The 20,561-nt window shown below is 52.2% G+C and carries 16 protein-coding genes, 2 tRNA genes and 1 pseudogene; 9 read left to right on the top strand and 10 right to left on the bottom strand.

Going from position 1 to position 20,561, the window contains the following annotated elements; translation table 11 throughout:
* Positions 1–175: 175 nt before the first annotated feature.
* The 3 genes from OGV93_RS21700 to ldtC all read left to right on the top strand — a co-directional run bounded on the left by OGV93_RS21700 (position 176) and on the right by ldtC (position 5,919).
* Positions 176–1,240 (top strand): acyltransferase family protein, encoded by a 1,065-nt coding sequence (locus OGV93_RS21700; RefSeq protein ID WP_287110128.1) that lies wholly within the window; start codon positions 176–178, stop codon positions 1,238–1,240.
* A gap of 118 nt (positions 1,241–1,358) precedes the next feature.
* On the top strand, positions 1,359–4,805 hold the full coding sequence (gene mfd, locus OGV93_RS21705; RefSeq protein WP_016152681.1) for a transcription-repair coupling factor: 3,447 nt from the start codon (positions 1,359–1,361) through the stop codon (positions 4,803–4,805).
* Positions 4,806–4,953: 148 nt separating this feature from the next.
* Complete coding sequence (gene ldtC, locus OGV93_RS21710) at positions 4,954–5,919, top strand: L,D-transpeptidase LdtC (RefSeq protein WP_049041343.1); 966 nt, start codon at positions 4,954–4,956, stop codon at positions 5,917–5,919.
* Between the two features lie 85 nt (positions 5,920–6,004).
* Here the strand turns inward: ldtC and bhsA are convergent, their stop codons facing one another.
* A complete protein-coding gene (gene bhsA / locus OGV93_RS21715) occupies positions 6,005–6,262 on the bottom strand; it encodes a multiple stress resistance protein BhsA (RefSeq protein WP_029139491.1) in 258 nt (85 codons plus the stop codon).
* Positions 6,263–6,505: 243 nt separating this feature from the next.
* On the opposite strand from bhsA, the gene comR reads away from it, so the two are divergent.
* Both comR and OGV93_RS21725 read left to right on the top strand, forming a co-directional pair.
* Positions 6,506–7,141: a TetR family copper-responsive transcriptional repressor ComR gene (comR, locus tag OGV93_RS21720; protein ID WP_016156207.1), complete on the top strand. Its 636-nt coding sequence runs from the start codon at positions 6,506–6,508 to the stop codon at positions 7,139–7,141.
* 254 nt (positions 7,142–7,395) lie between these two features.
* Positions 7,396–9,576: a TonB-dependent siderophore receptor gene (locus OGV93_RS21725; protein WP_287110130.1), complete on the top strand. Its 2,181-nt coding sequence runs from the start codon at positions 7,396–7,398 to the stop codon at positions 9,574–9,576.
* 57 nt (positions 9,577–9,633) lie between these two features.
* On the opposite strand, the gene OGV93_RS21730 is transcribed toward OGV93_RS21725, so the two are convergent.
* The 8 genes from OGV93_RS21730 to hinT form a co-directional block, all read right to left on the bottom strand.
* Positions 9,634–10,173: a glycine zipper 2TM domain-containing protein gene (locus OGV93_RS21730; protein WP_003030814.1), complete on the bottom strand. Its 540-nt coding sequence runs from the start codon at positions 10,171–10,173 to the stop codon at positions 9,634–9,636.
* 167 nt (positions 10,174–10,340) lie between these two features.
* The gene (gene ndh, locus OGV93_RS21735) at positions 10,341–11,645 is read right to left on the bottom strand and encodes an NADH-quinone dehydrogenase (protein WP_016152676.1); all 1,305 of its coding nucleotides are present in this window, start codon (positions 11,643–11,645) and stop codon (positions 10,341–10,343) included.
* A gap of 236 nt (positions 11,646–11,881) precedes the next feature.
* Positions 11,882–12,424 (bottom strand): alpha/beta hydrolase YcfP, encoded by a 543-nt coding sequence (gene ycfP / locus OGV93_RS21740; protein ID WP_003030817.1) that lies wholly within the window; start codon positions 12,422–12,424, stop codon positions 11,882–11,884.
* A gap of 21 nt (positions 12,425–12,445) precedes the next feature.
* Positions 12,446–13,471, bottom strand: coding sequence for a beta-N-acetylhexosaminidase (gene nagZ, locus OGV93_RS21745; protein WP_016152675.1), 1,026 nt, complete (start codon positions 13,469–13,471; stop codon positions 12,446–12,448).
* Positions 13,472–13,481: 10 nt separating this feature from the next.
* On the bottom strand, positions 13,482–14,306 hold the full coding sequence (thiK, locus tag OGV93_RS21750) for a thiamine kinase (RefSeq protein WP_287110132.1): 825 nt from the start codon (positions 14,304–14,306) through the stop codon (positions 13,482–13,484).
* Positions 14,287–14,928, bottom strand: a complete 642-nt coding sequence (lpoB, locus tag OGV93_RS21755; RefSeq protein ID WP_016152673.1) for a penicillin-binding protein activator LpoB — start codon at positions 14,926–14,928, stop codon at positions 14,287–14,289. Before lpoB ends, thiK begins: the two co-directional genes overlap by 20 nt.
* Before the next feature lie 13 nt (positions 14,929–14,941).
* On the bottom strand, positions 14,942–15,316 hold the full coding sequence (locus tag OGV93_RS21760) for a YcfL family putative periplasmic lipoprotein (RefSeq protein WP_019076489.1): 375 nt from the start codon (positions 15,314–15,316) through the stop codon (positions 14,942–14,944).
* A gap of 2 nt (positions 15,317–15,318) precedes the next feature.
* Complete coding sequence (gene hinT / locus OGV93_RS21765) at positions 15,319–15,678, bottom strand: purine nucleoside phosphoramidase (protein ID WP_016156204.1); 360 nt, start codon at positions 15,676–15,678, stop codon at positions 15,319–15,321.
* Between the two features lie 347 nt (positions 15,679–16,025).
* On the opposite strand from hinT, the gene fhuE reads away from it, so the two are divergent.
* Positions 16,026–18,212 carry a ferric-rhodotorulic acid/ferric-coprogen receptor FhuE gene (gene fhuE, locus OGV93_RS21770; protein WP_287110134.1) on the top strand — a complete coding sequence of 729 codons (2,187 nt, stop codon included), beginning with the start codon at positions 16,026–16,028 and terminating at the stop codon, positions 18,210–18,212.
* A gap of 98 nt (positions 18,213–18,310) precedes the next feature.
* On the opposite strand, the gene OGV93_RS21775 is transcribed toward fhuE, so the two are convergent.
* Positions 18,311–18,386, bottom strand: a tRNA-Asn gene (locus OGV93_RS21775).
* 160 nt (positions 18,387–18,546) lie between these two features.
* On the opposite strand from OGV93_RS21775, the gene OGV93_RS21780 reads away from it, so the two are divergent.
* From OGV93_RS21780 to OGV93_RS21790, 3 genes and pseudogenes are all read left to right on the top strand, one after another.
* Entirely contained in the window at positions 18,547–20,016 is a 1,470-nt protein-coding gene (locus OGV93_RS21780; RefSeq protein ID WP_278249402.1) for an EmmdR/YeeO family multidrug/toxin efflux MATE transporter, read from the top strand.
* A gap of 117 nt (positions 20,017–20,133) precedes the next feature.
* Positions 20,134–20,209: transfer RNA gene (locus OGV93_RS21785), tRNA-Asn, on the top strand.
* Positions 20,210–20,389: 180 nt separating this feature from the next.
* Positions 20,390–20,482, top strand: a pseudogene (locus OGV93_RS21790) (Arm DNA-binding domain-containing protein); the annotation flags it as partial.
* Positions 20,483–20,561 lie beyond the last annotated feature (79 nt).

Here is a 20,561-nt window from a genome sequence, read left to right on the forward strand (position 1 = left end):
GCACTATTCTTAAAAGTATAAATAAATCAAACCGCTAAAGTTGTCCCTCTTCCCTTCAACCCTGATCCCTGACCTTTATCCTAAAAAAACAAAATGCAGACAGTTACGCATTACAGCGCACAGCAGGTTGCGCAGGATGGCAGGCTATTGCAATCAATATGGATGCGCCGTCTCAATGAATAAAAAAGAACTATGGATTAATCAAATCAAGGGGTTATGCATTTGCCTGGTGGTGATTTACCACTCAGTGATCACATTTTACCCGCACCTCACCACCTTTCAGCATCCACTGTCAGAGGTGTTGAGCAAATGCTGGATTTACCTCAATTTGTACCTGGCACCGTTTCGCATGCCGGTGTTTTTCTTTATTTCGGGGTATCTGATCCGTCGCTACATCGATAACGTCCCGTGGACAACCTGCGTGGATAAACGGATCTGGAGTATCGCCTGGGTGCTGGTGCTTTGGGGTGTGGTGCAATGGCTGGCGTTGGTGGCGCTCAATAACTGGCTCGCCCCGCAGCGCGATCTGACCCATGCCGCCAACGCCGCTTATGCGGATTCGATTGCGGGTTTTACCCACGGGATGCTGACCGCCAGCACCAGCCTGTGGTATCTGTACGCGCTGATTGTCTATTTTGTTCTGTGTAAAATTTTCAGCCGTTGGGCGATACCGTTGTTAGCATTAGTTGTGGCGCTGAGCGTGGCGATCAATTTTTTCCCGACCCCGTGGTGGGGAATGAACAGCGTGATTCGCAATTTGCCCTGGTATAGCCTCGGCGCATGGTTTGGCGCAATGTTGATGGCGTGGATCAAGGAGGTGCCCCTGCGCCGTCATGCGGTCATTGTTCTGGGTTGCACAATCGTCGCCGTCGTCGCGTGGCTGGCAAATGTCTCGCTATTGCTTTCTCTCCTTTCCATTGTGTTGATCATGAAGCTGTTTTATCAGTTCGAGCTCCACTTTGGCATGCGCGCGTCCAGTCCGTTAAGCGTGATTGGCGCCAATACCATTGCCATCTACACCACACACCGTATTCTGGTTGAGCTGTTCAGCTTAACGCTTATCCCCAAAATCAATCATGCCGCCTGGCCTGCATACGTAGAGCTGGCCCTGCTACTGGTGTATCCGTTCGCCTGTCTGCTGCTGTGCACCCTGTTTGGCCTGCTGGTGCGTAAGATTTCACAAAAAACCGTGGCCGATCTGCTCTTTTCCCCGCCCTCTTTATCGCTCGCCTCGCGCTAACCCCTACGCGCTTTTTGCCCCCATTCGGGGGCGAATCAATTTGCTTATGAGAAACGATCACGGATAATAAAGAACATTGCTTATCAGATGTATATCTAAATGAGATCCTGACAACCGAATGCCTGAACAACATCGTTACACGCTCCCAACGGGCGCTTCCGATCAGCGCCAGTTGGGTGAGCTTACGGGTGCCGCCTGCGCAACGCTGGTCGCCGAAATCGCCGAACGTCACGCGGGTCCAGTGGTGCTGATCGCGCCGGACATGCAAAATGCTTTGCGTCTGCATGATGAAATTCGTCAGTTTACTGACCAGATGGTGATGAACCTGCCCGACTGGGAAACGCTTCCCTATGACAGCTTTTCTCCCCATCAGGAGATTATCTCCTCACGGCTCTCCACGCTGTATCAACTGCCCGCCATGCAGCGCGGCGTACTGATCGTTCCGGTAAATACGTTGATGCAGCGTGTCTGTCCGCACAGCTATCTGCACGGTCATGCGCTGGTCATGAAAAAAGGCCAGCGGCTTTCGCGCGACGCCCTGCGCGAACAACTGGACAGTGCTGGCTATCGCCATGTTGATCAGGTCATGGAACACGGCGAATACGCCACGCGTGGCGCATTGTTAGATCTGTTCCCGATGGGCAGCGAATTGCCTTATCGTCTGGATTTCTTTGATGACGAAATCGACAGCCTGCGTCTGTTTGATACTGACACTCAGCGCACGCTGGAAGAAGTCGATGCCATTAATTTGCTGCCCGCACACGAATTCCCGACTGACAAAACGGCCATTGAGCTGTTCCGTAGTCAGTGGCGTGATACGTTTGAGGTGAAACGCGACGCCGAGCATATTTATCAACAGGTCAGCAAAGGCACGTTACCTACGGGGATTGAATACTGGCAGCCGCTGTTTTTCAGCGAGCCGCTGCCGCCGCTGTTCAGTTACTTCCCCGCCAATACGTTATTAGTAAATACTGGCGATATCGAGACCAGCGCTGCACGCTTCCAGGCCGATACCCTGTCACGCTTTGAGAATCGCGGCGTTGATCCGATGCGCCCGCTTCTGCCACCGGAATCGCTGTGGCTGCGGGTTGATGAGCTGTTTTCTGAACTTAAACGCTGGCCGCGTGTTCAGCTGAAAACCGAGAGTCTGCCGAAGAAAGCGGCGAATACCAACCTCGGGTTCCAGAAGCTGCCGGATATCGCCGTTCAGGCACAGCAAAAAGCACCGTTAGATGCATTACGTAAATTCCTTGAAGGCTTTACCGGTCCGGTAATTTTCTCGGTGGAAAGTGAAGGACGCCGGGAAGCGCTAGGCGAACTGCTCGCCCGCATCAAAGTCGCGCCGAAGCGGATATTGCGACTCGACGAAGCCGTAGACAACGGTCGTTATCTGATGATTGGCTCAGCCGAGCACGGCTTCATCGATAGCAAACGCAATCTGGCGCTGATTTGTGAAAGCGATCTGCTCGGTGAACGTGTGGCGCGTCGCCGCCAGGATTCTCGTCGCACCATCAACCCGGATACGTTAATTCGTAACCTCGCGGAGCTGCATCCCGGTCAGCCAGTGGTTCATCTGGAGCACGGCGTGGGTCGCTATGCCGGTATGACCACGCTGGAAGCGGGCGGCATCACCGGTGAATACCTGATGCTCACCTATGCCAACGACGCCAAACTGTATGTGCCGGTGTCGTCGCTGCATCTGATAAGCCGCTACGCCGGCGGCGCGGAAGAGAATGCGCCGCTGCATAAACTGGGCGGCGATGCCTGGTCACGCGCCCGACAGAAAGCCGCTGAGAAAGTCCGCGATGTCGCGGCAGAGCTGCTGGATATTTATGCCCAGCGCGCAGCGAAAGAAGGCTTTGCCTTTAAGCATGACCGTGAACAGTACCAGCTGTTTTGCGACAGCTTCCCGTTTGAAACCACGCCCGACCAGGCGCAGGCGATCAACGCGGTACTCAGCGATATGTGTCAACCGCTGGCCATGGACCGCCTGGTGTGTGGCGATGTCGGCTTTGGTAAAACCGAAGTCGCAATGCGTGCCGCCTTCCTCGCCGTAGAGAATCACAAGCAGGTTGCCGTGTTGGTACCGACCACCCTGCTCGCTCAGCAGCACTTCGACAACTTCCGCGACCGTTTTGCCAATTGGCCGGTACGCATTGAGATGCTGTCCCGTTTCCGTAGCGCCAAAGAGCAAGCGCAGATTCTGGAGCAGGTTGCCGAAGGTAAAATCGATATTCTCATCGGCACTCACAAACTGCTGCAAGCGGATGTGAAGCTAAAAGATCTGGGGCTGCTGATTGTCGATGAAGAGCACCGTTTCGGCGTTCGCCACAAAGAGCGTATCAAGGCAATGCGCGCGGATGTGGATATTCTGACTCTGACAGCAACGCCAATTCCACGCACGCTCAACATGGCGATGAGCGGCATGCGCGATCTGTCGATCATCGCCACACCGCCCGCTCGTCGTCTGGCGGTCAAAACCTTCGTGCGCGAATATGACAACCTGGTGGTACGCGAGGCTATCCTGCGTGAAGTTATGCGCGGGGGACAAGTTTATTATCTCTTTAACGACGTCGAAAATATCCAGAAAACCGCTGACAGATTAGCGGAACTGGTGCCGGAAGCGCGCATTGGTATCGGCCACGGGCAAATGCGCGAGCGCGAGCTGGAACGCGTGATGAACGATTTCCACCACCAGCGTTTTAACGTGCTGGTGTGTACCACCATTATCGAAACCGGGATCGACATTCCCACTGCCAACACTATCATCATTGAACGAGCTGACCACTTCGGTTTAGCACAATTGCATCAGCTACGGGGTCGTGTGGGACGCTCACACCATCAGGCATACGCCTGGCTGCTAACGCCGCATCCAAAAGCGATGACCACCGACGCACAAAAACGCCTGGAAGCCATCGCCTCGCTGGAAGATTTAGGTGCAGGTTTTGCGCTGGCGACCCACGACCTCGAAATTCGTGGCGCAGGGGAACTGCTGGGCGAAGATCAAAGTGGCTCTATGGAAAGCATCGGTTTCTCACTGTATATGGAGCTGCTGGAAAACGCTGTCGATGCGCTCAAAGAAGGGCGTGAACCGTCGCTGGAAGATCTCACCAGCCAGCAAACCGAAGTCGAACTGCGCATGCCATCGCTTCTGCCGGATAACTATATCCCGGATGTCAACACGCGACTGTCGTTCTACAAGCGCATTGCCAGTGCGAAAGGCGAAACCGAGCTGGAAGAAATTAAGGTCGAGCTGATAGACCGTTTTGGCCTGCTGCCCGACCCGGCCCGGACGTTGCTGGATATTGCCCGTTTACGCCAGCAGGCACAGAAACTGGGGATCAGAAAGCTCGAAGGCAATGAAAAAGGCGGTACTATTGAGTTTGCCGAGAAAAACCACGTTAACCCGGTCTGGCTAATTGGTTTACTGCAAAAACAACCGCAACACTTCCGTCTGGATGGTCCAACACGCCTGAAATTCATGCAGGAGTTGGGCGAGCGTAAAGCACGGATCGACTGGGTTCGCCAGTTTATGCGCCAGCTTGAAGAGAACGCCGTAGCCTAGCGTCAAGCCGGGTGAGTCCTCCACTCACCCGGCCTGATGAATTTACAAACTCTTTGCACTTCCCTGCACTTCCCGACACTGCAAACCGCCATAATTCTTGTTTACTTTTACATAATAAAAACCACGTAAAAACAATGGATTTATGGTGATGTTAAACAATAAACGACTCTCTCGCTGGTTAGCATTTTTTACGCTTGCCGCGACCTTCGCGTTAGCACTTCCGGCCCAGGCAAATACCTGGCCGCTGCCGCCACCGGGAAGCCGCGTGGTGGGTCAGAATGCCGTTCACGTTGTCGAAGACAATGGCGGTTCTCTGGAAGCGATTGCGAAAAAATACAATGTCGGCTTTCTGGCGCTGCTACAGGCCAACCCCGGCGTTGACCCTTACGTACCACGACCTGGCAGCGTGCTGACTATTCCGTTGCAAACCCTGCTGCCGGACGCGCCGCGCGAAGGCATTGTTATCAACCTCGCCGAACTGCGTCTTTATTATTACCAGCCGGGGACAAATTCGGTGACCGTGTATCCTATTGGTATTGGCCAGTTAGGCGGTGACACGCTGACGCCCACAATGGTAACCACCATCTCTGATAAACGTGCCAACCCGACCTGGACGCCTACGGCAAATATCCGCGCGCGATACAAAGCGAACGGGATCGACCTTCCTGCCGTGGTGCCTGCCGGGCCGGATAACCCGATGGGCCATCATGCCATTCGCTTAGCGGCATACGGCGGTGTGTACCTGCTGCACGGAACCAATGCTGATTTTGGCATCGGAATGCGCGTCAGTTCCGGCTGTATTCGTCTACGCGACGGTGATATCGAAACCCTGTTCCGTCAGGTGAAGCCAGGAACCAAGGTCAATATTATCAATACGCCAATCAAAGCATCTGTTGAACCTAACGGCGTGCGCCTGGTTGAAGTACACCAGCCGTTGTCCGAAAAAATCAATGACGACCCGCAATTGCTGCCGATCGTGCTGAACGCATCCATGCAGACGTTTAAGAATGCGGCGCAAACGGACCCTGCCGTCATGGAACATGCGATGGAGATTCGCTCAGGCATGCCGGTCGATGTCACCCGTCATCACGACGTTGCTCAACAACCGCTGTAAACTCAGCGCATAAAAAACCCCCGCTGGATTTTATTCCGCGGGGGTTTTTTATTTAACTCGCAGTGGCATTGCGATGGGTTAAATCTTATTTGTAGATAACTGCAGTCCCGTGGAGGGTGTTAGGACCGGTAACAGAAGTAATACGGAAAGACTTCGCCCCCATCTCATCCGCTTTCTGCGCCAGTTGATCTTCCAGAGAACCTAAGTTAGTCCCCGCATTCGCAGAAATAGTACCGACTTTCTGTTGGCCCGCAGGTGTGGCCTGAACTTCAACGGCAGCAAAGCTTGCAAATGAGAGTGAGCTAAGAACAGCAGCAACAAACAGAGTTTTTACGTTTTTCATGATAGTGACCTTTAGCAGATGAATGTGTGTCGCAAAGATTAACTTAACGATCGATAGGTAAATCATAGATGTGATCCAGGTCACACGTCAACATTTTTTTGTAATGATCGTTATATAAAATACAAAGACCTTATTTTTCATATCAATAGCGTTAAATTATTTTTATCGCTAATCCGCTGGAGTGTGCAGTCGAATATTTTTATAATGGTTATTCAATAAACCCAACAAAGGTACATCGGCGCCATGACAACTGAAATGACAGGTTGTGCTAAAAAAAGCCGTGGCCGACCAAAAGTGTTCGACAGGGAAGCCGCGCTTGATAAGGCCATGACACTCTTCTGGCAGCACGGGTATGAAGCGACATCGCTCGCCGATCTGGTAGAAGCAACCGGCGCAAAAGCGCCCACGCTGTATGCGGAGTTCACCAATAAAGAGGGGTTGTTTCGTGCCGTACTGGACCGCTACATCACCCGCTTCGCGGCGAAACATGAAGCCCAGTTATTTTGTGAAGAAAAAAGTCTTGAGTGCGCGCTGGAAGACTATTTCACCGCAATAGCGACCTGCTTTACCAGTAAAGACACCCCGGCGGGATGTTTCATGATTAACACATCCGCGACACTGGCGGCCTCTTCCCGGGATATTGCGCACACGGTGAAATCCCGCCATGCAATGCAGGAACAGACGCTTACCCAGTTCCTTCACCAGCGCCAGCAACGAGGCGAAATTCCGGCCCATTGCGACGTGCAAAAACTGGCCGAATACCTGAACTGTATTTTACAGGGTATGTCGATCAGCGCCCGTGAAGGCGCGACGTTTGAAAAACTGATGCAGATCGCACACACGACTCTGCGACTGTGGCCTGAACTTATCAAAGTTTAACCCTTTCCCGCTATTTCCCCGCAGCACTGACACCACCGGGAGCTGATTAAGCCCCCGGTTAGATTCCCGCGGATTACCCCTACATTATTCAGTGTTTTCAGCATCTTATCCGATCATTTTTTGTAAAATGTATTGATAACAACAATTATTATCAGCAATATTCGCATTTGTTTTAACGCCTGTTTCACAATGTAACCATCGGTTTCTCTACCGCCATAACAAAAACAGATCGACTCTTTTTAAAAGGAATACGAATGCATAAGCGTCTCTGGGTGCTCAATCCTCTCTTGTTGTCTTTAACTCTCCCAGCCATCGCGGCTGAGGAAGATAACCTCATCGTCAGTGCCAACCGTAGTCAACGCACCGTGGCAGAAATGGCGCAAACGACCTGGGTTATTGAAGGAAGCGAGATTGAACAGCAGGTTCAGGGGGGGAAAGAGTTCAAAGATATTCTTGCTCAGTTAATCCCAGGAATCGATGTCAGCAGCCAGGGGCGTACAAACTACGGCATGAATATGCGCGGTCGTGCCATCGTAGTACTGATAGACGGTGTCCGTCTGAACTCCTCGCGTACTGACAGTCGCCAACTGGATTCTATTGACCCGTTTAACATCGCACACATTGAAGTCATCTCAGGTGCAACCTCACTGTATGGCGGCGGCAGTACCGGTGGGTTAATCAACATTGTCACCAAAAAAGGCCAGCCGGAGCGTGAAGTAGAACTCGAACTGGGGAGTAAAAGCGGCTTCAATAACAGTAACGATCATGATGAACGCGTTGCCGCGGCGGTGAGCGGAGGAACCGATCGCGCTTCCGGGCGTATGTCCGTCGCGTATCAACGGTTTGGCGGCTGGTATGACGGCAATCACGATGCCCTGCTGCTGGATAACACCCAAACCGGCCTGCAGCACTCCGATCGTCTGGACGTGATGGGCACCGGAACGATTGAGCTTGACGACAACCGTCAGTTACAACTGGTTACGCAGTATTATAAGAGCCAGGGGGATGACGATTACGGACTGGATCTTGGCGAGAACATGTCCGCCGTGACGGGAAACGGTAAGGCTTATACCAGCAGCGGACTGAATTCCGATCGTATTCCCGGCACCGAGCGTCATCTGATCAGCCTGCAGTATTCAGACGCGGATTTCTTCGGCCAGAACCTGGTCAGCCAAATCTATTACCGTGACGAATCGCTAAAATTCTACCCCTTCCCTACGCTAAGCAAAGGCAAGGTCACCAGTTTCTCCGCATCGCAGCAGGACACAGACCAGTTTGGTGCCAAAATCACCCTCAACAGCCAGCTGATGGACAACTGGGAGCTGACGTGGGGTGTCGATGCCGATCACGAAACCTTCGATTCCAATCAGAAATTCTTCGATCTGGCCTGGTCCCTGCCCTCCGGCGGTATGGACAACCGAACCGCTTATACCACCGGGCGTTACCCCGGTTACAGCATCACCAACTTCGCGCCTTTCCTGCAGAACAGCTATGACATTAACGACATCTTTACCCTCAGCGGCGGTGTGCGCTATCAATGGACCGAAAACAGGGTGGATGATTTCGTGGGCTATGCCCAACAACAGGGAATTGCCACCGGTCTGGCAAACTCCGCCGATACCATTCCTGGCGGTAAAACCGATTACGATAATTTCCTGTTTAACGCCGGTATTCTCGCCCACCTGACCGACCGTCAGCAGACATGGTTTAACTTCTCTCAGGGCGTGGAGCTTCCGGACCCGGGGAAATATTACGGTAACGGCACCTATTCCCTGGTTGGCGATCATTACCAGCTCCAGCGCAGCGTCAACGTGGCGGACTCACGCCTGGAGGGGATTAAAGTTAACTCCTACGAACTGGGATGGCGCTACACTGGCGACAGTCTGCGCACGCAGCTGGCCGCTTACTACTCTACGTCGGATAAATCGATCGTTATCAACCGTAGCGATATGACCATTAACGTCCAGCCTGATGATCGCCGTATTTATGGCCTTGAAGGTGCGGTGGATTATTTCATTGCGGATACGGACTGGAGTCTGGGCGGCAACTTCAACGTCATTAAATCGGAAGTGAAGCAAAACGGTAAGTGGCAGAAATGGGATGTCACCCTGGCTTCCCCGTCCAAAGCCACCGCGTGGGTCGGCTGGGCACCTGAACCGTGGACATTGCGTGTACAGAGCCAGCAAACATTTGATCTGACGGACGCCAGCGGCAATAAGCTGGACGGCTATAACACGATGGACTTTATCGGCAGCTATCAGCTCCCGTTGGGTAAACTGACCTTTAGCGTGGAAAACCTGCTGAATGAAGAGTACACCACGCTGTGGGGACAACGTGCGCCACTGCTGTACAGCCCCACCTACGGTAGCCCGTCACTGTATGAATACAAGGGCCGGGGCCGCACGTTTGGTCTGAACTACGCCTTAACCTTCTGATAAAAAAAGCCCCCCAGCCTGAGCGAATGGGGGGCTAATGTTCAGGATAATGCTATTTTACGCTTTGTTATTTAGTACCAACTGTCCGTTGTTATCCAACGGAATTTGCGCGCCGGGGTCCTTATCCATACGGATTTTCCCCTGCTGATCGCCAATTTTGTACGTCACGTCGTAGCCCAGCATTTTTTCAGATTTGTCATACACCGTTTTACAACGCTGCTGCGTAGTAGTGTACGTATCATTTTCTTGCATCGAACCCTGGATCTGGTTACCTGCATAACCGCCGCCTAAAGCACCGGCCACGGTAGCAATATCTTTACCGCGTCCGCCGCCAAACTGATGGCCGATAACGCCACCAGCAACCGCACCCAGCACGGATCCCGCGATACGGTTTTCATCTTGTACCGGCTTACGGTGCGTGACCGTCACGTTCCGACACTCCTGGCGCGGTGTTTTTACCGACTCTTTAATCGGTGTTGCAGAGACAACTTGAGCATACTGTGGGCCACGCTCGAAAACGTTAAGACTGGCCACCGCTGCAACACCCAGCGCAGCAGCTACGCCAATCCCTATACCCGCCAACATAGATTTATTCACGGGACTTCCTCCTTTTTTGCTATTAGCAACAACTTTGCAACAGAAGGTAAGGAATGCCAATCAGATTACGGATGAAAATAGCACGAGGAGGAGCGAAGGCAGGATGATTCGGAGAACTCTGAAGGAAGGCGCCGGATAAGTACAAACATCCGACGCCATAAGCCGTATTAATGCAGTTTCAGACGCGGGCGGATCACCCGGTTAATGCTGCCAACCAGCATCATCAGACCGGTTTTAAAGTAACCGTGCAGAGCAATCTGGTGCATGCGGTACAGTGAGATGTACACAAAGCGCGCAATACGCCCTTCTACCATCATCGAACCACGGGTCAAGTTACCCATCAGGCTACCCACGGTAGAGAAGTTAGAAAGTGAAACCAGAGAGCCGTGGTCTTTGTACTGATACGCTTTCAGCGGCTTGCCGTTCATCTGCGCCAAAATGTTGTTCATTGCGCAGCTTGCCATCTGGTGCGCAGCCTGAGCGCGCGGCGGCACAAAACCACCTTCCGGGCGAGCGCAGGAAGCGCAGTCGCCAATCGCGTACACGTCTGGATCGCGCGTGGTCTGCAGAGTCGGCTCAACCACCAGTTGGTTGATACGGTTGGTTTCCAGACCGCCAATGTCTTTCATAAAGTCTGGCGCTTTGATCCCCGCAGCCCACACCATCAGATCGGCTTCAATGTACTCGCCATCCTTGGTATGCAGTCCGCCTTCATCAGCGCTGGTTACCATCGTCTGGGTCAGTACGCGTACGCCCAGTTTGGTTAACTCATTATGCGCAGCACTGGAAATACGTGGCGGCAACGCAGGCAGAATACGCTCACCGGCTTCTACCAGCGTAACGTTCAGCGCTTCGTTGGTCAGCCCTTTGTAACCATAGCTGTGCAGCTGTTTTACCGCATTGTGTAGCTCGGCTGAGAGTTCAACCCCCGTCGCACCGCCGCCGACAATGGCGATATTTACTTTGCCGTTAGCGCCCAGATTCGCGGAATACTTCAGGAACAGATTCAGCATCTCCTGGTGGAAACGACGCGCCTGATGCGGGTTATCCAGGAAAATGCAGTTTTCTTTGACGCCCGGCGTATTGAAATCGTTGGAGGTACTACCCAACGCCATCACCAGCGTGTCATACGGGACTTTGCGCTCAGGAACCAGCAGCTCGCCCTTCTCATCGCGCAGCTCGGCAAGAGTAATGGTTTTCGCTTCGCGATCGATATCCACCACCGAACCCAACTGAAACTGGAAACCGTGGTTACGGGCATGCGCCAGATAGCTCAGTGCATCCACGCCTTCGTCCAGGGAACCCGTCGCGACTTCATGCAGTAACGGTTTCCATAAATGGCTGTGGTTTCTGTCCACCAGCGTGATTTTGGCCTTTTTCTTGCGTCCCAGCTTTTTACCCAGCTGTGTCGCCATTTCCAGTCCGCCAGCACCGCCGCCGACAATCACGATTCTTTTTAATGGTGTAGTCAACGTGACCCCCTTAAATTTATTAACCAATTGTTAATTAAAAGTTATAAGCATAGCCTTTAATTAACAACAAGTTACGATAATGAAAATGTTCTTCGAGAGTGAGAATAACACGAACGGTGCATTGGTCATACCAAAATTGATGTGTATCAAGTTTTGATGCTGAAAAGATAGACAACACGAACTTTAAGAACAAAAAAACCAGCCCGAAGGCTGGTTTTTTACACGTTCATTGAGGATTAACCTAACGTCTTGAACGCTTTGATGCGCTGCAAATGCGGGGAGATATTCTTAAACTTGTGCGTCTGCTCTTCGTCCCAGACTATCTCGTAAAAATGATGCAGCTCTTCTGACGAACGCTGACTATTGAGCGCTTCATCATGACGTGACAGGATCACCAGGCAGCGATCGCGATTCTTTTCGCGGAAATTGGTCACGCATTTTGTCGCGATATCGGCATACTCTTCAGGCCTGTCGATTTTTCCTTCCATGTTCTCATACGGGAACAGGTTGGGATTAAACACTACCTGACGAATATCACACAGGAAACCAATCCGTTCAGCCCAATATCCCCCGAGCCCCACGCCACAAATCAGCGGACGGTCGTCCACATTAAGCTGCAGCATTTTGTCCACTTCTTTCAGTAGATGCTGCATGTCATGTTTAGGATGCCGCGTACTGTAGCTAATCAGCCTGACATCCGGGTCGATGAACTGCAGCTGCAACACCTTTTCGTGGTTGCCCGGGCTGTTAGAGTCAAAACCGTGTAAATAGATAATCATCGCATCCTCGCCAAACTTGCGTTAATGACCTGCTTTCTCTTCCTGCCAGCGCTCATGAAGCTGGTTGAGCTGGGCGCTTACCGTCTTCCAGCGTGCCGAGTCCATCAGTTCCTGACGTGAAAATGAACCTTTATGATACAAACGTGTAACACGTTCTGCATTGATCGGCGACAGATTATCTAACACACTGACCGCGCCTTTACGATTATTGCAGACCAGGATCATATCGCAACCCGCATCCAGCGATGCCTGACCACGCTCCGCATAGCTTCCCATAATCGCCGCCCCTTCCATCGACAAATCATCGGAGAAAATGACGCCATCGAAACCAAGCTCCTGACGCAGCACCGTTTTCAGCCAGTGTGGCGAACCGCTCGCCGGACGCGGGTCCACGTCACTGTAGATGACATGCGCAGGCATAATGGCATCGAGTTTGTTTTCCGTAATCAATGTCTGGAACACGGACATATCTTTTGCACGAATTTCGGCTTCTGAACGTGGATCGGTTGGGGTTTCTTTATGCGAATCCGCCGTCACAGCCCCATGCCCGGGGAAATGTTTACCGGTAGTTTTCATGCCAGCAGCATGCATACCGTCAATGAAGCGGGTCGCCATAGCCAGCGCTTTCCGCGGATCGGCATGGTAAGAGCGTTCCCCAATCGCCGCGCTGATATGCCCCACATCCAGCACCGGCGCAAAACTGATATCTATATCCATTGCGATCATTTCGCTTGCCATTAGCCATCCTGCGTCCTGAGCCAGATTGCCGCCGTCTTCCAGACCGTGCAGCGCAGCAAAGGATTGGGCCGCAGGCAGACGCGTAAATCCTTCGCGAAAACGCTGTACCCTGCCGCCTTCCTGATCTACCGCCACCACCAGATGATTGCGTGATGCCGCGCGAATCTGGCGCACTAATTCACGCAACTGTTCCGGGTCATGATAATTTCGGGTAAAGAGGATCAACCCACCTACCAGCGGATGCGCCAGAATCTCACGCTCTTCAGCGTCCAGCTCATACCCTTCGACATCCAACATTACTGGGCCCACACTGCTCTCCTTATCCTTTCATTATTAGCTGCCGCCAGGTTTCATCGGCCAGCCTGATAAATTGTCGATCGCCAGTTTGTCGCCAGCGATACTCAAACCACCCCGCTTTCAGCATTATGACCCAGGGCCGCCATCGTCTGACCTGCCGCCACAGCGCGTTTTGTTCAATGTGCGCTCGTTGGGCGTAGGCGCTAACCAGCCGTTGGTGCTGAGATTCGTCGTTGACCCAAACCGCCGCCAGTTCCAGAGCGATATCACCGTCTCCGGCATATTCCCAGTCAATCAGCCGCAGTCCTGATACTGTACGTACGATGTTGTCACCGTGGACATCCATATGCAGAGGCCCCAGACGCAAAGGTCGAGGCTCACCGCTTTTCCTGAGCCGCTTCAACGCTCGCAACCAGCATGGCGTGCGACGCGCCGGATCGCCACACTGCCAGTACTGTTCGAGTAGCGGCAGCAGACTGATTCGCCAGCCCAATTGGGGTTGTTGGTGCAGATGATACAATAAGCCAGCGAGTTCGTCGGCGTCCGGTAATATGGATTCAACCTTACCGTGAAAATAGTCGACCGCCATCCACCCTCGTATATAAAAGCGGGGGCGCGGCGCAAGGCTTTCAGGCAGATGCTTTAACGCGTGATAGTGGCGTAAGAAATGCGATTCCGGCGCGTCAGGGTCGTGATGACAGCGCAACACTAAGCGGTGGGTATCGTGTTCGATGATGCAGCTCCCGCCGCTCAGGCCGCTCTGGTTGGCTACGACGGGATGATACTGCGGGAAATAGCGCGACAACACCTCGTCGCGCGTTAGCCGGTTATTGTTGCTGTACGGCACCTTTACCTGACCAGATTATCTCGCCAGTTTGTACCAGCATTAATTGCATTTGCAGGGCCGGCGAATTGACGTTGCCGGAGGCGCTGGAATAGAGCACATACTGTGCGCCAACGTTACGGGCGATACCAATCGCTTTGCTGCGCGTTCCCAGACTGTCGTTCGGCGACAAACCTAACTGCTGTTTGGCGACAGCCAACTGCTGGGCGGAAACCAGGGTAAACTTGCCGTTATTCGCCAACGCGTTCCTCAAGGTCTCGGTAGCTTCACCGGCATTCAACGAGCCGTTGGTCCGGTTATTCACGCTATCAACAAGCAGAACGCCTCCCGCTTTGACACCGTCAGCCTGCAGCATTTTGCCGACCATCGGTTGCATAGCTCCGTTCCAGTCATAGTGACGTTGACGTGGCGTCGGCTGCGCCGTTTGGTCCTCGTGCTCAATCGGACCCGGCTGCTGCGGTATGCTTGGCACCGTTGGTACAACCGGCACCGGTTGTTGCGGCTGCGCGGGCTGTTCCGGCACCGGCTTCACTTCCTCTACGGGGGCGGGCTCACGTTGCGCCACACAGCCAGAGAGAAACATCGCCAGCGCGGCAATCAGTGCGTAGCGATTCATTTTGATCATCAAGATTCACCCCTTACAAATAAAGATAAAGTCTAACCTTGTGCGCCCCCAAAAAATTGGCGCTGCCGTACAGCGTCACCGACGAATGAGCCGGGATAGTCACGCTGCGTGGCGCTTCCAGAGGATGCATTTCCAGTCCTCTGGCGTCATACCAGTAAAACCGATAATGAACGGTAACGGGTTCTTGTCTTTCGTTATAAAGTCGCGAGGATGCTGAGGCCTGAATATCAGACGTGGTTAACGTCGGTTGTTCTGCTGTAATGCCCGACGCCAGAATCGTTGATTCCATCACCAGCGACTGTTCATCACTTACCGGAATTTCAGGATGTGCCCGACAGCCAGCCAGTAGCAGCAAGCTCAGTGAAAGTGCAATGCATCCTCTGGTCATGCTTACAGACCTTTATGCGCAAGCATTGGACCCAGCGCACGTCCACCCAGCAGGTGCATATGAATGTGATACACCTCCTGACCGCCGTGACGATTGGTATTCATAATTAAACGATACCCATCCGCAGCAATGCCTTCCTGCTCGGCGATTTTCGCCGCTACGGTGATCATGCGACCCAACGCCTGCTCGTGTTCCGCCGTCACATCGTTGACGGTCGGGATCAGGACGTTAGGAATGATCAGAATGTGCGTAGGTGCCTGAGGGGAAATATCACGAAACGCAGTGACCAGTTCATCCTGGTACACGATATCTGACGGAATTTCACGACGGATAATTTTGCTGAATATAGTTTCTTCTGCCACGACGTTTTCCTTTTTCATTAACAGCCCAAGCGTTATGCCATGCTACGCCGGGTCACTCTGCGAGTATAGAGTATGAGCGAGTTACTCACGCTCTTTCAACTTTAACCCTCGATTTTTTAAGCAAAAAGCCCTGCCACTGTTGTTCTTATAACCATTTCCCGTCGCTATTGCTTAAGCATAGTACTGAAACAACATTTCATTTATGCCGTAGCATCTGTTTACACATTGAATGTGAATGCGTATATTTCGCATTTGCATTCAATGTAAACTTAATAATTTACAACCAAAAAGTTCATCGCAACCTCAGTGATTCGAACTTAATATTAATAATTATCAAGGACTTTTCGATGTCTTTCACAACACACAACGGGGATGACCAACGCCAACCTGGGCTTGCCCCTTCTGTACTGGCAGCCTGCATCACGTTAGCACTATTGCCTTCCACCAGCCTCGCAGCCCCTGCTGAAGAGACGGTTATCGTTGAGGGCTCTGCTCCAACTACATCCAGCGAGGAGCAGGATTACAGCATCAAATCAACGACTGCTGGCACCAAAATGCAGATGACGCAGCGCGATATTCCGCAATCAGTCAGTATTATCAGTCAGCAGCGCATGGAAGATCAGCAACTGCAAACGCTGGGCGATGTGATGGACAACACGTTGGGGATAAGCAGAAGTCAGGCGGATTCAGATCGCAGTAGCTATTACTCTCGCGGATTTCAGATTGATAACTATATGGTCGATGGGATTCCGACCTATTTTGAATCCCGCTGGAATCTCGGTGATGCCCTTTCCGACACGGCCCTTTTTGAGCGTGTCGAAGTTGTCCGTGGCGCAAACGGGCTAATGACCGGGACGGGTAACCCCTCAGCGTCGATTAATATGATCCGTAAGCATGCCACCAGCCGCGAGTTCACCGGTAATGTTTCTGCGGAATATGGCAGTTGGAATAAACAACGATATGTGACCGATCTGCAAAGCCCGCTCACGGCAGACGGCAACGTGCGCGGGCGCATCGTGGCGGGCTACCAGAATAACGACGCCTGGCTTGATCGCTACAATAGCGAAAAAATGTTCTTCTCCGGGATTGTCGATGCCGATCTGGGCGACACCACCAGCCTGTCTGCGGGTTATGAATACCAGCGCATTGATATCAACAGCCCAACCTGGGGTGGATTGCCGCGCTGGAATACCGACGGCAGCAAAAACAACTATGACCGCTCGCGCAGCACTGCGCCGGACTGGGCGTACAACGATAAAGACTTCAACAAAGTGTTTGTCACCATCAAGCAACGTTTTGCCGATACCTGGCAGGCGACAATGAATGCCACCCACTCCGAGGTCAAGTTTGACAGTAAAATGATGTACGTCGATGCCTATGTCAATAAAGCCGATGGTACGCTGATTGGCCCGTATGGCAGCTATGGTCCGGGCTATGACTACGTCGGAGGTACCGGCTGGAACAGCGGCAAGCGTAAGGTAGATGCCGTCGATCTGTTCGCCGACGGCGGTTACGACCTGTTTGGTCGTCAGCATAATCTGATGCTGGGCGGCAGCTACAGTAAACAGAATAACCGTTACGAAAGCGCGTGGGCGAACGTATTCCCCAACGAAATCGGCAGCTTCTATACCTTCGATGGTAACTTCCCGGAAACCAACTGGAACCCGCAGTCATTGGCCCAGGACGATACCACGCACATGAAATCGCTCTACGCCGCAACACGTATTTCGCTGGCCGACCCACTGCATTTGATTGTCGGCGCGCGTTATACCAACTGGCGTATCGACACCCTCGCCTACAGCATGGAACAAAACCATACCACGCCGTATGCGGGCCTGGTGTATGACATTGACGATAACTGGTCTACGTACGCCAGCTATACCTCAATCTTCCAGCCGCAGAACAAGCGCGACAGTTCCGGTAAATATCTCTCCCCAATTACCGGCAATAACTATGAACTTGGCCTGAAGTCCGACTGGATGAACAGCCGTTTAACCACCACCCTCGCGGTGTTCCGCATTGAACAGGATAACGTGGGCCAATCAACCGGCGTACCAATTGCCGGTAGCAATGGCGACACGGCCTATAGAGCGATGGATGGAACGGTCAGCAAAGGGGTCGAATTCGAAGTTAACGGTGCGATCACCGATAACTGGCAGATGACGTTCGGCGCGACACGCTATGTTGCTGAAGACAACGAAGGCAATGCGGTAAACCCGAACCTACCGCGTACCACAGTAAAACTGTTTACCCGTTATCGCCTGCCAGCCATGCCGGAACTGACCGTGGGCGGTGGGGTTAACTGGCAGAATCGTGTTTATAGCGATACGGTCACGCCGTTTGGCACATTCCGTGCGGAACAGGGAAGCTACGCCCTGGTCGATTTATTCACTCGCTATCAGGTGACGAAAAATTTCTCTGTGCAGGGTAACCTCAATAACCTGTTCGATAAAACCTACGACACCAATGTCGACGGATCTATCGTCTATGGCGAGCCGCGCAACGTCAGCGTCACCGCCAGCTATCAGTTCTGATTCGAAACACATCACGCTCCACCTGCTCGTCAGGTGGATGCATTGGACTGAGAACACAAAAAGCCCACTTAAGTTTCCTTAAGCGGGCTTCTTAAATATGGCTCCTCTGACTGGACTCGAACCAGTGACATACGGATTAACAGTCCGCCGTTCTACCGACTGAACTACAGAGGAATCGTTGTGGAGGCTTATCTTAGCGGCGAAAAAATTTTTGTCAAACCCCATTTCCCCGAATAAGTTTCAATTGATGCTTCTCTCGACAGTTTGTTGCATTTCCAGACATTTTAAATGGAAAAAACTTTGCAGCTTTTTGGATTCTCCCTCATCATTTGAAATGAGGTTTCAACTTTCTTCTTTAAGGTCCACTTTGAACGTCTCCGCTGCCTTACGCCAGGTCGCTTCCCGCACGCCCTGGTATGCCAAACGCAAGAGTTATAAGGTTCTCTTTTGGCGCGAAATCACTCCGCTTGCGGTCCCCATTTTTCTGGAAAACACCTGTGTACTGTTGATGGGCGTACTGAGTACCTTCCTTGTTAGCTGGTTGGGAAAAGAAGCAATGGCTGGCGTTGGTCTCGCCGACAGTTTCAACATGGTCATCATGGCGTTTTTTGCCGCCATCGATCTGGGAACAACGGTGGTGGTAGCATTTAGCCTGGGAAAACGTGATCGTCGACGGGCAAGGGCAGCAGCCAGACAATCGCTGGTGATCATGACGATTTTTGCTACCGCGCTGGCAGCGGTCATTCACTATTTTGGTGAACAGATTATTGACGTTGTCGCCGGTGAAGCAACCCCCGATGTTAAGGCTTTGGCACTCACCTATCTGGAACTAACGGTGCTCAGCTACCCGGCGGCAGCCATTGCTTTGATCGGTAGCGGCGCACTCCGCGGAGCCGGAAATACCAAAATTCCGCTGTTGATTAATGGCGGTATGAATATTCTAAATATCATCATCAGTAGCATCCTGATTTACGGGGTCTTTTCCTGGCAAGGGCTGGGATTTGTGGGGGCAGGACTCGGGCTGACCATTTCACGCTACATCGGTGCGTTCGCCATTATCTGGGTGCTGATGATTGGTTTTAATCCGGCGCTGCGAATTCCCTTCAAAAGCTATTTTAAGCCGCTCAATCTCGCCATTATCTGGGAAGTTATGGGGATCGGTATTCCGGCAAGTATTGAGTCAGTGCTATTTAATGGCGGTAAACTGTTAACGCAAATGTTTGTCTCCGGCATGGGAACCAGCGTAATTGCCGGAAACTTCATTGCCTTTTCTATCGCCGCGCTCATCAACCTGCCGGGGAATGCTTTAGGCTCCGCGTCGACAATCATTACCGGCAGGCGTCTGGGAAATGGTCAGATTGCCCAAGCGGAAATCCAGTTACGCCATATATTCTGGCTATCAACAATCGGCTTAACCGCCATCGCCTGGCTAACCGCCCCTTTTGCCGGCGTTATGGCCTCATTTTATACCCACGATCAGGATGTAAAAGAGGTCATAGTCATCCTAATTTGGCTCAACGCAGCGTTTATGCCGATATGGGCAGCATCCTGGGTGCTACCATCAGGGTTTAAGGGCGCACGTGATGTGCGTTTTGCGATGTGGGTATCGATGTTGGGCATGTGGGGCTGTCGCGTTGTGGCGGGTTACACCTTGGGAATTGTATTAGGATGGGGCGTAGTCGGCGTTTGGTTAGGGATGTTCTTCGACTGGGCCGTGCGCGCCGCGTTATTTTACTGGCGTATGGTTACAGGCCGCTGGTTATGGAAATACCCTCGTCCCGAGCGTGAAAAGTGCATAAAATAACCGGTTGCGTCTGAATAAGCGGCGAAATGGGGAATATTTCAGCAAACGATCGCATTTATCTATTCAGGCTTTGACAACGCTGAGTGGCATCGCTAATATTCGCCTCGTTCACACGATTCCTCTGTAGTTCAGTCGGTAGAACGGCGGACTGTTAATCCGTATGTCACTGGTTCGAGTCCAGTCAGAGGAGCCAATTTAAGGGAAGCAGACGTTCACTGACGTCTGCTTTCTGCATTTCTATCAGTTGGTTATCCCTTCTTTCACGTTCACCCTCGTTCACTAAAAACCACTCGAAGCCATATCATTTTGATGGTAAAAATGCTGGTAATGCTGGTTCGATTTGCCTTTTACCAACAATCGAGGGGGTGTTTTCATGTCACTAACTGATATTAAAGCAAAAAATGCAAAACCCCTTGAGAAGGAATATAAACTAACCGATGGCTTTGGTATGTTCCTCCGTGTTACTGTAAGTATCCCGCATAATCGTGCCATCCACATTTAGAGATCATCCGGCATAATCAATCTGCCAACGAAGGAGATCGCTA

The organism is Citrobacter sp. Cb031 (genome assembly GCF_030336725.1).
Lineage (GTDB): Bacteria > Pseudomonadota > Gammaproteobacteria > Enterobacterales > Enterobacteriaceae > Citrobacter > Citrobacter braakii.

Excerpts from the sequence above, each read along its gene's own strand:
- OGV93_RS21725 (WP_287110130.1), top strand. The coding sequence starts at position 7,396 with ATGCATAAGCGTCTCTGGGTGCTCAATCCTCTCTTGTTGTCTTTAACT.
- OGV93_RS21700 (WP_287110128.1), top strand. The coding sequence starts at position 176 with ATGAATAAAAAAGAACTATGGATTAATCAAATCAAGGGGTTATGCATT.
- lpoB (WP_016152673.1), bottom strand. The coding sequence starts at position 14,928 with ATGATCAAAATGAATCGCTACGCACTGATTGCCGCGCTGGCGATGTTT.
- OGV93_RS21760 (WP_019076489.1), bottom strand. The coding sequence starts at position 15,316 with ATGACCAGAGGATGCATTGCACTTTCACTGAGCTTGCTGCTACTGGCT.
- ldtC (WP_049041343.1), top strand. The coding sequence starts at position 4,954 with ATGTTAAACAATAAACGACTCTCTCGCTGGTTAGCATTTTTTACGCTT.
- comR (WP_016156207.1), top strand. The coding sequence starts at position 6,506 with ATGACAACTGAAATGACAGGTTGTGCTAAAAAAAGCCGTGGCCGACCA.
- fhuE (WP_287110134.1), top strand. The coding sequence starts at position 16,026 with ATGTCTTTCACAACACACAACGGGGATGACCAACGCCAACCTGGGCTT.
- bhsA (WP_029139491.1), bottom strand. The coding sequence starts at position 6,262 with ATGAAAAACGTAAAAACTCTGTTTGTTGCTGCTGTTCTTAGCTCACTC.
- OGV93_RS21780 (WP_278249402.1), top strand. The coding sequence starts at position 18,547 with ATGAGGTTTCAACTTTCTTCTTTAAGGTCCACTTTGAACGTCTCCGCT.
- ycfP (WP_003030817.1), bottom strand. The coding sequence starts at position 12,424 with ATGATTATCTATTTACACGGTTTTGACTCTAACAGCCCGGGCAACCAC.
- mfd (WP_016152681.1), top strand. The coding sequence starts at position 1,359 with ATGCCTGAACAACATCGTTACACGCTCCCAACGGGCGCTTCCGATCAG.